The sequence below is a fragment of the Pontibacillus sp. ALD_SL1 genome (assembly GCF_017355605.1).
On record NZ_CP062974.1, the window covers coordinates 3069242 to 3084462 of the forward strand.

13 protein-coding genes are annotated in these 15221 nt (G+C 39.8%); 5 read left to right on the top strand and 8 right to left on the bottom strand.

Going from position 1 to position 15221, the window contains the following annotated elements; genetic code table 11:
- Positions 1 to 41: 41 nt before the first annotated feature.
- On the bottom strand, positions 42 to 959 hold the full coding sequence (locus IMZ31_RS15605; protein ID WP_305849394.1) for a proline dehydrogenase family protein: 918 nt from the start codon (positions 957 to 959) through the stop codon (positions 42 to 44).
- 760 nt (positions 960 to 1719) lie between these two features.
- On the opposite strand from IMZ31_RS15605, the gene spxA reads away from it, so the two are divergent.
- Positions 1720 to 2115, top strand: coding sequence for a transcriptional regulator SpxA (gene spxA, locus IMZ31_RS15610; RefSeq protein WP_207528207.1), 396 nt, complete (start codon positions 1720 to 1722; stop codon positions 2113 to 2115).
- A gap of 77 nt (positions 2116 to 2192) precedes the next feature.
- Here the strand turns inward: spxA and IMZ31_RS15615 are convergent, their stop codons facing one another.
- Genes IMZ31_RS15615 through IMZ31_RS15625 form a run of 3 tightly spaced genes read right to left on the bottom strand, consistent with a single transcriptional unit; the run spans position 2193 to position 4359 of the window.
- Entirely contained in the window at positions 2193 to 2909 is a 717-nt protein-coding gene (locus IMZ31_RS15615) for an amino acid ABC transporter ATP-binding protein (RefSeq protein WP_207528208.1), read from the bottom strand.
- Positions 2902 to 3549 carry an amino acid ABC transporter permease gene (locus IMZ31_RS15620; RefSeq protein WP_188652087.1) on the bottom strand — a complete coding sequence of 216 codons (648 nt, stop codon included), beginning with the start codon at positions 3547 to 3549 and terminating at the stop codon, positions 2902 to 2904. Before IMZ31_RS15620 ends, IMZ31_RS15615 begins: the two co-directional genes overlap by 8 nt.
- 18 nt (positions 3550 to 3567) lie before the next feature.
- Positions 3568 to 4359, bottom strand: a complete 792-nt coding sequence (locus IMZ31_RS15625) for a transporter substrate-binding domain-containing protein (RefSeq protein ID WP_207528209.1) — start codon at positions 4357 to 4359, stop codon at positions 3568 to 3570.
- Positions 4360 to 4648: 289 nt separating this feature from the next.
- On the opposite strand from IMZ31_RS15625, the gene IMZ31_RS15630 reads away from it, so the two are divergent.
- Entirely contained in the window at positions 4649 to 6352 is a 1704-nt protein-coding gene (locus tag IMZ31_RS15630; RefSeq protein WP_207528210.1) for a M3 family oligoendopeptidase, read from the top strand.
- A 46-nt stretch (positions 6353 to 6398) separates the two neighbouring features.
- Here IMZ31_RS15630 and IMZ31_RS15635 read toward each other — a convergent pair whose 3' ends face one another.
- Positions 6399 to 6749, bottom strand: coding sequence for a VOC family protein (locus IMZ31_RS15635; protein WP_207528211.1), 351 nt, complete (start codon positions 6747 to 6749; stop codon positions 6399 to 6401).
- Positions 6750 to 6943: 194 nt separating this feature from the next.
- Between IMZ31_RS15635 and IMZ31_RS15640 the strand changes: the two genes are divergently transcribed.
- Positions 6944 to 7576: a LysE family translocator gene (locus IMZ31_RS15640; protein WP_207528212.1), complete on the top strand. Its 633-nt coding sequence runs from the start codon at positions 6944 to 6946 to the stop codon at positions 7574 to 7576.
- Positions 7577 to 7646: 70 nt separating this feature from the next.
- A complete protein-coding gene (locus IMZ31_RS15645; protein WP_242705584.1) occupies positions 7647 to 8405 on the top strand; it encodes a YqcI/YcgG family protein in 759 nt (252 codons plus the stop codon).
- A 131-nt stretch (positions 8406 to 8536) separates the two neighbouring features.
- Here the strand turns inward: IMZ31_RS15645 and IMZ31_RS15650 are convergent, their stop codons facing one another.
- Positions 8537 to 9841, bottom strand: coding sequence for an amino acid permease (locus tag IMZ31_RS15650; RefSeq protein ID WP_256438010.1), 1305 nt, complete (start codon positions 9839 to 9841; stop codon positions 8537 to 8539).
- A 133-nt stretch (positions 9842 to 9974) separates the two neighbouring features.
- Between IMZ31_RS15650 and IMZ31_RS15655 the strand changes: the two genes are divergently transcribed.
- A complete protein-coding gene (locus IMZ31_RS15655) occupies positions 9975 to 10919 on the top strand; it encodes an arginine deiminase family protein (protein WP_207528213.1) in 945 nt (314 codons plus the stop codon).
- 45 nt (positions 10920 to 10964) lie between these two features.
- Here the strand turns inward: IMZ31_RS15655 and IMZ31_RS15660 are convergent, their stop codons facing one another.
- Both IMZ31_RS15660 and IMZ31_RS15665 read right to left on the bottom strand, forming a co-directional pair.
- Complete coding sequence (locus IMZ31_RS15660) at positions 10965 to 12197, bottom strand: dicarboxylate/amino acid:cation symporter (protein ID WP_207528214.1); 1233 nt, start codon at positions 12195 to 12197, stop codon at positions 10965 to 10967.
- 376 nt (positions 12198 to 12573) lie between these two features.
- On the bottom strand, positions 12574 to 14730 hold the full coding sequence (locus IMZ31_RS15665) for an MMPL family transporter (protein ID WP_207528215.1): 2157 nt from the start codon (positions 14728 to 14730) through the stop codon (positions 12574 to 12576).
- Between the last annotated feature and the right edge of the window lie 491 nt (positions 14731 to 15221).

The following is a 15221-nucleotide window of genomic DNA, read 5'->3' on the forward strand; positions in this document are numbered from 1 at the left end:
ATCATTTCCCCTTCCTCTTCGTTATTTAAGCAGTAGCTAATTTATTTACTAAAGAGCCCTTTCACCGCAAAAGCGATGTTCGCCGGGCGCTCTGCTAACCTTCTCATGAAATATCCATACCAGTCTTCTCCATAAGGGAGATAGACACGAACTTTGTATCCTTCCTGCAGGAGATCTAGCTGCATTTGATTTCTCATGCCGTAAAGCATTTGAAATTCAAATTGATCTTTTGGAATGTTGTTCTTCTCTACAAAGTCCTTTGTAAACTCAATCATAGCCTCATCATGTGAGGCAATCGCTGTGTAATTTCCATTTAACAAATGCTTGGCAATTAACTTTTTTAAGTTATCATCTACCATCGATTTTTCCGTAAAAGCTACTTTCCCAGACTCTTTGTAAGCACCTTTCACAAGACGCAAGTATGCGTTATAGTCGCTTAATTCATCGACGTCCTGGTTTGAACGGAATAGATACGATTGAATGACAGTACCAAGATTGTCATAGTCTTTCTTGAAGTATTTATACAATTCAAGCGTCTTCTCAGTACGAGATGAATCCTCCATATCAATTGTTACAACCACATCATATTGCTTCGCTGTATCTAATATGCGTGTCATATTCTCATAGACAAGTTCGTGGCTGATATCGAGACCAAGTGAGGTCAACTTCAAACTTAGCTGCGTGTTCAACTGGTGATTATGAATAGCTTGAATCGTACTTATGCATTCTTCGGCACGCTCTCTAGCTTCCGCCTCTGAGTTTACGTATTCACCGAGATGATCCACCGTTACGTGCAGCCCTTGACTATTCAACTGTTGGATTAATGGAATGGCCTGGTCAAACGACTCTCCCCCCACAATCTTATCCGCTCCCAGACGCGGCCCCCATTTTTTGGCCATCTTGTCGAGTACTGAACTATTGGATAATAATAAGAAGAAATTCTTACTTAACGCTTCCACGACCACCACACCCCTTCATCGTTGATGTAACGATTTCTTTAGATTAAAGAGATACATTTATTGTGCTAAATGTTTTTCTATTAAGAAAATTATAACTTTTATAGTACCTATACCACAACGTGCCCATGCCACAAACTTCAGCCAAAAATTTTGTGGTTTATGCACAACCGCAACTGAAAGCGCTTCACCACCTATGATGTGTACCCTGATTCACTATAGATAAACATAAGTTTCCGAATTATTCAGACAATACCTCAACCGGCTCTTTCTCATTCAGATATGGGCAGTAATCATGAAGACTCGAAGCTGAGAGCGACAGCTTGCTCGGGGGCAAGCACTCATAATCGTAACGGCCTTTCCATACTAAAATGTCTCAGCTTCAAGTCTTCCACATAAGGGAGCTTACCAGGAAAAGTAGAATATTGGATCATTATTGATAAAAAACTATCTCAAATTAAAGATATTTATGTTACAATCAAATCATGGCTATAACAGCCGGGTGTGCCATTAATGCATACCTTTATCAAATAAAGGGTATTGGACAAGCATATGCGAGGAAAATAGCCTATGACTTTATCATATTTTCACATCAATAGATGAGGAACGAATTCCCTTAATTTTGGGAGAATTATCATTTTGCCCACTTCCATACCAAGTGGTATACTAGGGAATGTAAGGTAGCTTACATCATTCATGTTCCATACGATGTAAAGTAAGAAAAGTAAGGTAACATTCAACTGACCATTAGGAGGTTCATTGCATGATTACACTTTATTTATCTCCAAGTTGTACATCTTGCCGTAAAGCGAAAGCGTGGTTTGAGGAACATAACTTAGAGTACACAGAACGCAACATTTTCTCTGAACCTTTATCAGCAGAAGAAGTTAAAGAAATCGTCCGTATGACAGAAGACGGAACGAAAGAAATTATTTCTGAACGTTCAAAGGTCTTTAAAGAGTTAGATGTAGATTTAGATGATTTAACAATGCGTGAACTTTACGAGCTAATTGAGCAGAATCCAAGCATTCTGAAGCGTCCGATTATGCTTGATGAGAAGCGCCTGCAAGTTGGCTTTAACGAAGACGAGATTCGCAGTTTCCTTCCACGAAAAGTTCGCACATATCAGCTTGAAGAAGCATTACAAAGTGCTAACTAATTCTCCGAATTGGTTCCGCCTTTGTATTGGATAACACTAAAAAGCCCTCTATTTAAAATAGAGGGCTTTACTTATGATTAAAGAACTTTCTGTAAGAAAGACTGTGCTCTTTCCGTTGAAGGAGTATTAAAGAATTGAATAGGTGTTGTTTCTTCAACTACTGCTCCCTGATCGAGGAAGATAATCCGATCGGCTACTTCACGTGCAAAAGCCATTTCATGGGTCACAATAACCATTGTCATCCCCGTGCTTGCAAGTTGCTTCATAACATCCAAGACCTCTTTTACCATTTCTGGATCGAGCGCTGATGTAGGCTCGTCAAAAAGCATAATCTCTGGATGCATAGCAAGGGCTCTAGCAATAGCAACCCTTTGTTTCTGGCCACCTGATAGTTGATTCGGGTAACTATTTGCTTTACCGGATAACCCCACAGTTTCAAGTAGCTTCATGGCATTCTCTTCAGCCTCTTTTTTGCTCTTTCCATGTGTCTCCATAGGAGCAAAGGTGATATTCTGAAGCACGGTCATATGAGGGAAGAGATGAAAGTGCTGAAACACCATGCCTGTTTTCTCACGAATTTGAGTCACGTTTTGTTCATTGAGTTGTGTCCCATCGATATAAACTTGACCTTCTGTTGGTTGTTCTAATCCATTTAAACAACGGAGAAAGGTTGATTTACCAGACCCAGATGGTCCAATCACTGCAACTACTTCCTTCTTGTTAATTTCTGTCGTAATATTATTCAGAACAGGCGTCTTCTTAAATGTTTTAGATAATTGATTCACTTTAATCACTGTAACTCAACCTTCTTTCTACCCTAGATCCGTACATTTCTAGCACCCGAACCATAAGGAAATATAAGATTAACGGGATTGTTAAGGCTCCAATATAGTTGTACGTATCCGCTGCTACAATTTGTCCTCTGCGCATGATATCCGATACACCAATAACAGAAATAACAGCCGATTCTTTTAGTAACATAATGCCTTCATTCATTAAGGCAGGTAAAATGTGTTTAATAGCCTGTGGCAAAATAATTTTTCGCATTGCCTTGAAATACGGGATATTGAGAGCTTTAGCTGCTTCAAATTGTCCTTTATCAACGGATTGAATACCAGCTCTGATGATTTCAGAAATGTAGGCTGCAGAGTTCAATGAAAATGCGATCACACCTGCCACGAACGGCTCAATATTCCAAGGTGTTACTTGCGGAATGACGTAATAGATATAGACAAGTTGCAGGATAAGAGGAGTCCCTCGGAAGAATGCTGTATAGGCACCTGCGATTTTCCCTAATGCTTTACTTTTTCCAAGCTTCGCAAGAGCCACTCCGATTCCTAGTATGAACCCTATAACTCCAGATAGTAAGACGAATTTTAATGTTATGAGAATCCCCTCTAAAATAAAGGGGATTGATGGGATAATCTCTTCCATATCGTTCCACTCCTTGCCTTATTCGGACTTTCCTCCGTTTTCAAACCATTTCTTAATAAGCTCATCCATTTTGCCGCTTTCTTTCATCTTTTCGATTTCTTTATTAAATTCTTCAACTAGCTCACTGTCTTCAGGGAATGCTGCCGCAGAACCCTTTGAAGTGTTTGGATCAAGGATGAACTGTTTTAACTTTTCATTTTTTTCTAGATACCCGCTTGTGACACTATCTTCAATGATGGCTGCGTCTATACGTCCTGTCTTCAGCTCTTCTACTAGTTGAGGAATTAAGTCACGTTGAATGACTTCAATACCTTCGTATTCCTCTTGAAGTTCTTTGGCTTTACCTTCTTGAATCGATCCAAGTTGTACACCAATTTTCTTTCCTTCTAAATCACCTAATTCGTTAATAGAAGCATCTTCCATTGAAATCACTGCATTATGCGCTTCGTAATAGATATCCGAGAAATCGACTTGCTTCTCACGTTTTTCATTTGGAGACATACCAGCAAACACGAAATCTACTTTGTTACTATTAAGAGCTGCAATCAACCCACTAAAATCCATGTTTTCAATCTTCAATTCATAACCTAGTTCCTCTGTGATGTGTTTGGCTATATCAATATCGAACCCGACAATTTCATCACTATTAGCTGTATCGATAAACTCAAAAGGTTTATAGTCAGCCGATGTTCCCATAACTAATGTTTTCTTTCCGTCTTCTCCTTCACCATTTGCCGCTTCAGAACTGCCACACGCTGCAAGAACAACCATCATTGCCACAATAGATAAAATAAGTGCAAATTTCTTCATTTTTGCCGCCCCCTGTTAATGTATGTTTATTAGATATTATGTATAATAACACACAACAAAGCGAAATAAATACCCTTTTTATTAATTTTTATACAAAAACTTGCATCAAGTATGCACTGAGGAGTCTGCGAGAGCCCTTTCAATACTCAAAAGAGCACGCTTCCCCGACTTGTATAGAGGTAAATTAGCGTTCAGAATCAAACTAAAGCTGTAAAGAGTAGGTTCCTATTTTTGGAATATTCTGTTTCATGATAAAATACAAAATGAGTCACTAAAGGAGGAACTGAGAATGTCGAATTTTTATCAAGAACGATATGATTTTTCACAACCAGAAACAATCGAGTCTGAACTAAATAGACTCGTAGAAGAACCCATCGATTCAGTAGAGAAATTAGAATCGTGGATACTCACTCAAGCCCAAGTCTTTGATGCAATTGATGAAGGACTGAGAGGTCACTACATTGATTTTCAATGTCACAGTGATAGCCCTGAAGCGAAACGGGCCATTGAACGGGACCAGGAGAAGATAGAACCACTCCTTAAACGATACCGAGCATTACTAGACCAAAAATTCGTTGACACCCCTCACAAAAAGGAACTAGACCCTGTTACATACGGTAGATTTATAAAGATGAAGGAAAATGCGTTGGAATTATTCCGAGAAGAGAACATTGATATTGAAGTCGAAGAAGACCGATTAACGAATCAATACTTTGAGATTACTGGAAGCATCACAGTGAAATGGCACGGGGAAGAAAAGACACTTAGTCAGATGAGTCCTTATTTACAAGATCCTAATAGAGAGATCAGGAAAGAAGCTTTCACACTTATAAACGAAGCAAGACTCCAGCATAAAGATCAACTGCAGGGAATTATGGATCAGCTTATTGCACTACGGGAGAAAAAAGCAAAAAATGCTGATTTAAACACGTTCACTGAGTATATGTTTAAAGAATATGAGCGATTTGATTACACTCCTGAAGATTGTAAAGAACTAGCAAGATCGATTCAGGAGCATGTTGTTCCTTTAAAGAATGAACTAATGAATAAAGAAAAGGATCGCCTCAAAGTGGACACGTTGAAGCCATGGGATTTAAACGCATCACCATCAGGCCAGAACCCTCTTAAACCTTTTCAGAAGACTGACGAACTCATAAACAAATCTTCATCGATCTTCTCCAAGCTAGATACGTCATTTGCCCATTTACTAACAGAAATGAACCAAGAAGGAACGCTTGATCTTGATACACGCAAAGGGAAAGCACCAGGTGGATTTTGCGACTTCCTTCCACTATCTAGAATCTCGTTTATCTTTATGAATGCTGATACATCCCATGATGATATGATTACCCTTCTACATGAAATGGGACATTGTATCCATAATAGCCGAAGTCAGGATATCCAGATTCCTTCTTATCGTGAAGCTCCGATGGAAAGTGCTGAGCTTGCAAGTATGACCATGGAACTTCTAACGATGGATTACTGGAATCACTTCTATGACAATCAAGAAGATTTGCTACGTGCGAAGCGCGAGCAATTAGAAGGGATCATTCACTTTCTCCCTATCGGTATTGTGATTGATCAGTTCCAGCATTGGTTGTACGAGAACCCTAACCACACCGCTCAAGAGCGTAACGAAAAATTTAAAGAACTGAAACAATCATTCGGTGGCCAGCAAGTAGACTGGACAGAAAATGAGGAGATATTAGAGAATAACTGGCTGAAAGTCCTTCACATATTTGAAGTTCCATTCTACTATGTGGAATATGTCATTGCCCAACTTGGCGCTGTCCAAATGTACAAACAGTACAAAGAGAATCCGAAACAAGCACTTGAGAACTACAAATATGCTTTGTCTCTAGGAAATACGAAATCACTAAACGAAGTATATAAAGCAGCTGGTATCTCATTTGATTTCTCAGCAGAAATGATACAAGAGTTAATGACTTTTATTAGTGACGAACTTAAAGCGTTGGAGTCCTCACACGCGTAGGTAAAGAATAAAAAGCCCATTCCTTTATAAAGGAATGGGCTTTACTTTACGTTTGAATCGTAGAAATAATCGTTACCGGCATCCCGTTCGGAGCATGTAACGAATAGATCTTCTCCCCATGTTCTTCAATTGGGCCATGAATTTCTACACCTTGTTCTTTTGCGAAAGATGCAAATTCATCCGCCTCATCAACTACTATTTGAAGCATTGTTAAAGCATTCATACACTCATTTTTATGCCAAAATTCAAGCCAGCTCCCCCCTGCCTTAAAAATCCCCCCACGGTAGTCCTCAGTATCACTCCACGAATTCTCCATTCCAAGTTTATGTTGCAAAAAAACCACCATCTCATCACTTTTTTCTGATACATCCACATACCGAAACCCTAGTACCTTCATGTAGAATCCACCTTTTCATTTATAAAATCTCGTTCATTTAAGGTTATACTCCCCATTTAAGCCGGATTGTAAAATAGAGCCGGTACAAGTAACAAATTCTTAATCTCTTCTAAGTAAAAAGGACGTAATCAAAGGTATATCAGCGTCACTCTGTCGAATATACTAGTACGACTATGTGGACAAGGTGGGACATTATGAATATCTTTTTTAGTTACATATTACTCGGACTTTCTTTATCTGCACCTATGGGGCCCATCAATGCAGCTCAGCTAGATAAGGGAATCCGATATGGTTTTTGGCATGCCTGGCTTGTGGGAGTCGGGGGCATGATTGCAGATGGAGTATTTATGCTGCTTATTTATTTTGGAGTGGCTCAATTCATTGATACGCCCCTCTTAAGAGCATTTTTGTGGTCATTTGGATTTTTTGTCCTTTGTTATACAGGTATTGAAAGTATCTTGAAATCCAAAGCGCCTTCTGTTGAACGTCAAGAAACACGAGGAGAAACGCTTGGAAAGTCGTTTCGGACTGGCTTCTTGATGGCGATCTCTAACCCATTAAGTATTTTGTTCTGGCTCGGGATTTACGGTTCTATATTAGCCCAGACAACAGATCAATATGGTCCTTATCAACTGCTCATTTATAGCCTTGGCATTTTCCTCGGCATTACCATTTGGGATGTAACGATGGCAGGTCTTGCAACAGGCACACGTCGTCTTGTGAGTTCGGGGGTTCAACGTGTTATATCCATAGTTTCTGGTGTCGTATTAATCGGATTCGGTCTTTACTTCGGAGTACAGGCGTTTCGTCTTATGTTTGGAGTATAGACAGACACCCATTCTCCCTTTCCTTAATAGGATAACCGTGTAAATCCTTAAGGAGAGGTTGTTTATAGAAGTGAATTTATATACAAAGAGCTGGATAGAGAGAAACACTAAAGAACTAGAAAAATGGCAACAAGACGCCTATCTTGACTTCTCTTCAATGCTTCTGAACGAGGAAAAACCATACCCTTGCGTCCCTGGAAAACAAGGGTTTGTGGGTGACATGTTGCGCTTTGGCTTTATTAAAGACATCAAAAGTAAAGAGTCCGCCATTCATATTGCTAATCTGCTGAAAGAATACGGAACCATTTCAAGAGACACAGGAATGTACGCATCCCTCGTAATTCTATGCGATTCTAGAAACCTAGAACGTAGCCTTACTTCCGTTGAAGAGTATGAAGAAATTTTCTGGACACTACTTAGCGATGTACACAAGGTCGACGAATCACCATGGCCTGAAGGCATTCCAAAAGACCCTCATCACTCGGCTTGGGAATTTTGTTTTAATGGAGAACCCTATTTCGCGTTTTGTGCAACACCTGCTCATACTTCCAGAAAAAGCAGACATTCCCCCTACTTTTTACTAGCTTTTCAACCAAGGTGGGTTTTCGATCAAATCAATGCCTCTACGACACTTGGTCAAAAGTTAAAGAAAGTGATTCGAAAACGTCTTGTGGATTACGATGAAATGGAAGCGCACCCTAGTCTAATGTGGTACGGTGAGGAAGAGAATTACGAATGGAAACAATACTTCCTTCGTGATGATGACACAACCCCATCAAAATGCCCGTTTATGAGGATGAAGAACAAGTTAAAAAGCATACGTCATTAGCTACCTTTAACTCCATAACCTTTGGTGAAAAGGGGGGATTTCACGTAAACGATGTCCGTTATTTAGAACTTCCCTTAGTATTTTGCTCAAATGTTCTCTCCCCCTTTCACCACTAATTACAAATCTCCCATTCATGACTCCCTCCTTCTTTCCTTCAACCATGTAGCACTTGCGATTAAAAATAAAAAAAGAAGACTGACAATAAAACCTTTCCGGCTTACAGGATCCCATAATGTGCCCGTAATAGCTCCTAATATAAGCACGAAAGAAAATATAAATAAAATCGTATCCTTTACCCCTTTGGCCATTAACTTTCTATACGAAAACAAGATGAAAATCCACGTATACAAAAGCATGAGTCCAGCAGCGGTAGTCACATACTCAAATAACTTCTCAGGCATCAGTAATGCGATGATAATAGAGGCAATCACAACAAGCGTAATCAATGCAAAAGCCGGCAATGGTACATTCCACTTCCCTTCTTTCGCAAACACCTTGGGGGCATCTCCTTCTTCTGCTAGCGTAACGAGCATCGTTGTGACAGCATAAAGAGAAGCTACCATCGTTGAAAAGCCGGCTATAATAAGAACTGCATTAAACGCATGAGATACAAACGGCAAATCATAACGAGCGAGTGATGTTAAGAAAGGACTTTCATCGGCGTTAACAGATGATAGTGGAGTAAGCTTTAATACTAAGAATATGGATAAGACATAGAGCCCCGTTAATGATGCCAACATAATCTTCCCCGATTTTGGAGCATCTTTTGGATCTTTCATTTCCTTTGCCATTAACCCCATTACTTCAATCCCACCAAAAGCATAAAAAGCATAGACTAGCGCTATCCATAACCCTGTAGCACCGTTTGCAAACAAGGACTTTTTCCCGGACTTATCAATGGGTTCACTCATTTCAATCAGACCAAACAAAGCAGCTCCGGCTATAATTACAAACATCACGATCGCAGCTACTTTCATGACTCCAAATACGTTCTCCATCTTCTCAACCTTCTCTATCCCAAGCAGAATAACGAAAAGACCAAGTCCTGAAAAAACAGCTGAAAAGACCCATAATGGTACGAAGGGAAACCAAAACTGAGCAAAAATTCCAAGAGCCGTTAGCTGACTCCCCATAATAAGCATTTCTGAAGACCAATAGACCCAACCGTTACTAAATCCTGCCCAGCTTCCGTATGCTTGCTTTGCATATGTACGAAAAGAGCCCTTCTCAGGGTGATGAGCCGTTAACTTTGCCAAGGATTGAAATACAATATAGGTGGCCATACCAGCTAAAAGGTAAGCTACTAAAACGGACCAACCTGCTTTCAGTATGCTAATACTTGCACCTAAAAAATAGCCTGTACCTATGATACACCCAACACCGATTAGCGACATTTGCCACCAGGTTAAATGCCCTTCCTTATCTTCTTTCCTCACATTTTCACCCCTTACTCATACGAGATCGTTTTAGTTTTAGATAAACAACTGAGAATATGTGTCTCGGGAATGAAATTGACTATTATGGCAATAGTAAGAAGCAGAAATACTCACATAATGGAAGGGGTAGCATATGGATATTAAGCCTAACTGCTGGAATGAGTACGACGAGTTAAAGACTGTTCTCGTTTGTTCTCCTTCTGCATTGGACGTGCCAGACTCCCAAACAGCTACAGATGTGCAATGGGAAAAGCCTGTCGATCAAAAGAAAGCACACGAACATTTTCATAACCTGGTTCATGCTATGGAGAGTCACGACATCAGAGTAATAGATTATTCAAGTTATTTATCTCGACAAGACGCGCAACTTAGTCAACAACTAATCAATCGCTTCTTTGTTCGTGATCTAGCGTGCGTATTTGGAAACATCATCATCCCCGGTGAAGCTGGCACCTCTATGAGACGTCCTGAGTATGTGCAGTCTCATTTCCTTTTCCTTGACTGGTTTGGCCCTGATCGTTTCAAGATACAAGCTAATAACAAGGGAAATGCTTTAGAATATGGAGATGTCATGATCTTGAACAAAGACGCCATATTTATTAATACTGGTCTTCGCACAAGCTATGAAACGATACAAGCGATGAAGCACCACCTATTCAAAGCTGGCTTTTCTGAAATTGGAATCATTGATCTCCCAAGAAGACCCGATACCCTTCATTTAGACATGAATAGCAATGTAGCAGCTAAGGACGTACTTATTGCAAAAAGCTATATGAGGTATTTGCCGGTTCAAGTGTTAACCGATAAACATTCTAGTTATCAAATGATGCAGGAATTCTTAAACCGACACGGATATGATGTAGAGTGGACCAATGATGTAAAACATACGGTTGCTGATATTAATTTTCTTAACCTTGATCCAGAAACGATCCTAATTAGCACAAAAGCGAACAAAAAGATTCTTAAAAACCATCCAACATTAAAAAAGAAAAAGCTCGTTAAAATTGAGGTCGATGAATTGGAAAAAGGTGGTGGGGGCATAAGATGTATGACCTTGCCATTTGAAAGAAAGTCATAAAAAAGCCAGGCTCTCCTATAAAGAGAACCTGGCTTCTTCTATTCGTTAAGCAGAAGCTTCACTTTCATGCTTCTTCTCTGTTTGATTAATTATAGATGTTCCGACTAGGTCACCTGTTACGTTAAGTGCAGTCGCACCCATACCTACAAGAACATCAATGGAGGCTAGAACCGCTACAGCTTCCATCGGTAACCCAACTTGGGTGAACACAGTGGCGATCATAACAATACCAGCGCCCGGAACACCTGCTGTACCAATTGAGGCAAGGGTACCAACAATGACAATCATAAGCATACCAGTAAATCCAAGTGTAGTATCCGTATAGTTTGCTGCAAATACTGCTGATACAGCAATACGAATCGCAGCACCGTCCATGTTAATGGTAGCTCCTAGAGGGAGACTGAAACCATAAAGGCTCTTCGATAACCCTAAACGGTTGGCTGCATTTAAGGTAACGGGTAACGTACCTGAACTACTTTGTGTTACAAACGCGGTAATCATTGGCGTTCGAGCCTGAGAGAAGAACTCTTTTGGACTCATTTTGAATACAACCATTAAAATCGTATAAAGGACAATTTGTACAAGAATAGCAACATACAGAACAAGGACCATATTTCCAAGCGAAAGGATTGTATCTAATCCTTGGTTTCCGACGGTCTGAGCAATAATCGCAAAGATTCCAATTGGAATATACTGAAGAATTACATTCATAACCTTAAATGTTGCTTCATTCAAACCATTGAACAGCTTATACACATTCTCTCCAAGTTCTCCATGTTCCTCTGAGTTACGAAGTGCTGAGATCGCAATTCCAAATACAAGTGAAGTAAATATGATACCAAGTAAGTTCATTTCAGAGAATGCTGTTACTATATTCGTTGGAATAATGTTCAATAACACGCTAGCCACACCTGGGTGCTCGTTAGCCTCGATCGTCTCATTGGTATCAACAGACAAACCAGAACCAGGGTCAAATAAACTGGCTACAAGCAGTCCGACTGTGATTGCTAATGCAGACGTTGCTACATAGTAAAGGAACATCTTCCCTCCCATGCGTCCTAGGTTTCCTACCCGCGTTTGGTTCACTCCTACAATTAATGTAAAGAATATGAGCGGAATGATGATAAATTTTAATAAACGCATTAATAAATCGCCAAGTGGTGCCAATACAGATGTTTGTTCACCAAAGATCAAGCCTACGGTAATACCTACTATAAGTGCTACAGTTATTTTTAAAATTAGAGATGCGTTTACATACCCTTTAAATAATCGACTCATATGCTTCCTCCTCTTTTTATTTATTATTATTCCTATCATTTTAATCGGCTTTAACGGTTATTAAAATTACTAGATTTCTTCAGAATTGTCAAAGGTTTGTTTTTCCATATAGCTGATGTTTAATGTTCCCAACAACAGCCTTAGTGTAGCAACTCATTCATGAAAGTTAAATTTAAATGCTTAGAATACATACATCTTGAATTCTAAATTTACGCATACCTTTATCTTGATTAATCGACCTACTTATTTTTATATTCATTCATCCATGACGAAAGGCACAAGTTCTCCAATTAGAGACTTGTGCCTTTTCTACAATTATGAATACAAGTTATTCAAATGAGTGAGGTAAGGACGATGGTGAATCCCTTTTACTATTTTAATTAGAATGACCTTCTCTTTTCACTTTCTTTGAACGTCCCTTTTTAAATGGGAACCACCAGTTTAATTCTCCAAGTAGCTTCATTAGACTTGGAACCAGCAACAGCCGGATAATCGTAGCATCAATAAATATAGCGATGGCAATTCCGATTCCGATTTGTTTGACCGGCATTACATTTGTAAAAGCAAAAGCTCCAGTAATTACAATCATAATTAGAGCAGCAGAGGTAATAATTTTACTCGTATTCGCAAGTCCTTCTACTGTAGAATAATGATTATCCTTTGTTTCCTGGTAGAACTCATGAATTCTTGAAATGAGAAACACTTCATAGTCCATACTCAAACCGAAAACGAGGCTAAAGACGAGTACAGGAAGAACCAGAGCAATATCCGCTTCCTCAAGACCGAACAAGCCATTTTGGAAAAGGAGAACAAGCACGCCGAATGTTGAGGTCAGGCCAATTACATTCATGAAGATCGCCTTAAGGGGGATCAAGATCGACTTGAAGGCTAGCATTAAAATGGTGAAGGTAGATCCTAGAATAATCGCAACACTAATACCCACTTTGTCGTAAATTTCATCATAAATTTCCTGATTGAATTTTGGCTGTCCTCCGATTTGAACCTCCACATCCCAATCCTTTTCATTCCACTCCCTCATTAATTGTTGAGCTTTGCCTGTGTCTGCTTCTGTATCTAAGACAATAGGCATAAGGAGTTGTTCATCTTGAACGAAACGGTTAATAGCGGGTTCTAGTTGACTCTGCACCTCTTCTTGCTGCAAAGCCTGGTAGAGTTCATCACTTGTACCTATTTCGCTCACACTAAACAACGTAGAAACGGATTCAACAAGTCCCTCATCAGCTACTTCCTCTTTCAATTGTTGCCAAGTTTCTAATCCTTCCTCGCTTAACCAATCTCTATCACTCTTCGCCACGAGATATACTTGACTTTGATTCGGGTTCAGAAATTCTTCTTCAATACTTTCGTAAGCCGCTCTTGACTCATAGCTCTCAGGCAACGATTCTATGGTAGGAATGGAAAGGTTCATATTTTGAATCGGCAAGATCCCAAGGACTAATATCCCTAGTGCAACAAGGGTCAAGATAATCGGACGTTTCATGACCCACCTAGCAAACGTGCGCCAACGCTCTACAGACGATTGACCAACACGTATCACTTTCCACTTGTTAATGTTATGGCCAATCAGAAATAGAATAGCAGGAAGAAGGGTCAAAGCGGTTAAGACAGCAATAGAAACAACTACCATTCCTCCTAAAGCAATTGTTAGGAAAATATCAATTTGAATCACCATCATAGCACCAAGACCAATGAACACACACATAGCTGAGAATAGAATAGATCGTCCTGCCGTTAAAATCGTTGTCCGGATCGCCCCAGCCGGCTCCTTTGATTCAAGCTCCTCGCGATACCGATTGATGAATAACAAGGCAAAATCAATACTTAAAGCCAACCCAACCATCGGAACGACGTTGAGAAGAAACACAGATAAATTAACACTTTCACCGATTAGTGTAAGAACACCAAATGCTAAAATGACTGTTACGGCACCAACAATGACTGGAACAATAGAAGCAACAACACTACCAAAAGCGAACAATAATATAACAAGAGCAACCGGAATCCCGATAAGTTCTGCCGTCTTCAAATCTTCCTGGCTAGCTTTATTAATATCTTCAGAGATGACAGGCGCCCCAGTCACCGACACCCCTTTATAATCACTAGCGATGGAACGCACTTCTTTAATAACAGCCTTCATATCTTCAGGCTCTTCATCCATATTCAATGACGCATAAGCCACGTTTTCCTTAAACATGGATTCATCATCTAATGGTGAAGACATTGATGTAACTGCTGCAACATCTTCCATTTCCTTTAATACATCAGTAATCCTTTCCTGAAAATCCCCTCCCTCTTCATTCTCGAACAATAACAGTATAGAAGATTTCGGAAAGCCAAATTGGTCATTCAACGTCTCTTCTACTTCTTCATACTCACCGGCAGTACGAAATCCATCCCCCTCAAGCTTTGAAGGAAGATCCAACGCAAAATAACCAAACACAACAACAATAGCTAACCAAAAGAAAAGCAATTTCTTATTTGCTTTTACAATGGCAGAGGCAATCGAATTCATAACACCTGCTCCTTTATACTCGTATGTAAAATAGTACTTCTTACCTTATTGTATACTGTTTGCACCTGATTGAGAATTTTAAAGGGGTATTCATTATACATTCACTCGCACTACCTCCTAAGTCCTTAATGGACAAAAATGAGACACTTTAGTGTGAATGGGGCCATTACAATGCGGGGCTTGGGCATGCTAGGGGACAACTCGCTTTCCTGCGGGAAGAAGAGTTAGACGAGACCCCAGAGGACACGCTTTTTTGCCCAAGGAGGCTCGACAGCTCGCCCGCGGAAAGGGAGCTGTTTCCCAGACCACCTTCCACCTCACCAAAGCTAAAGGAAACGTCTCTCCATCTATCGCAAACTAAACCATTTCGAATGTTTAATCACCATAATCACTACACTTTTCAACAAGAGCCCATCATAAGTAACTTTATCTTGCACAAACGGGTAGACTATACAATAGAAGACTCATTATATCGCCATTTTAAGAAAGGA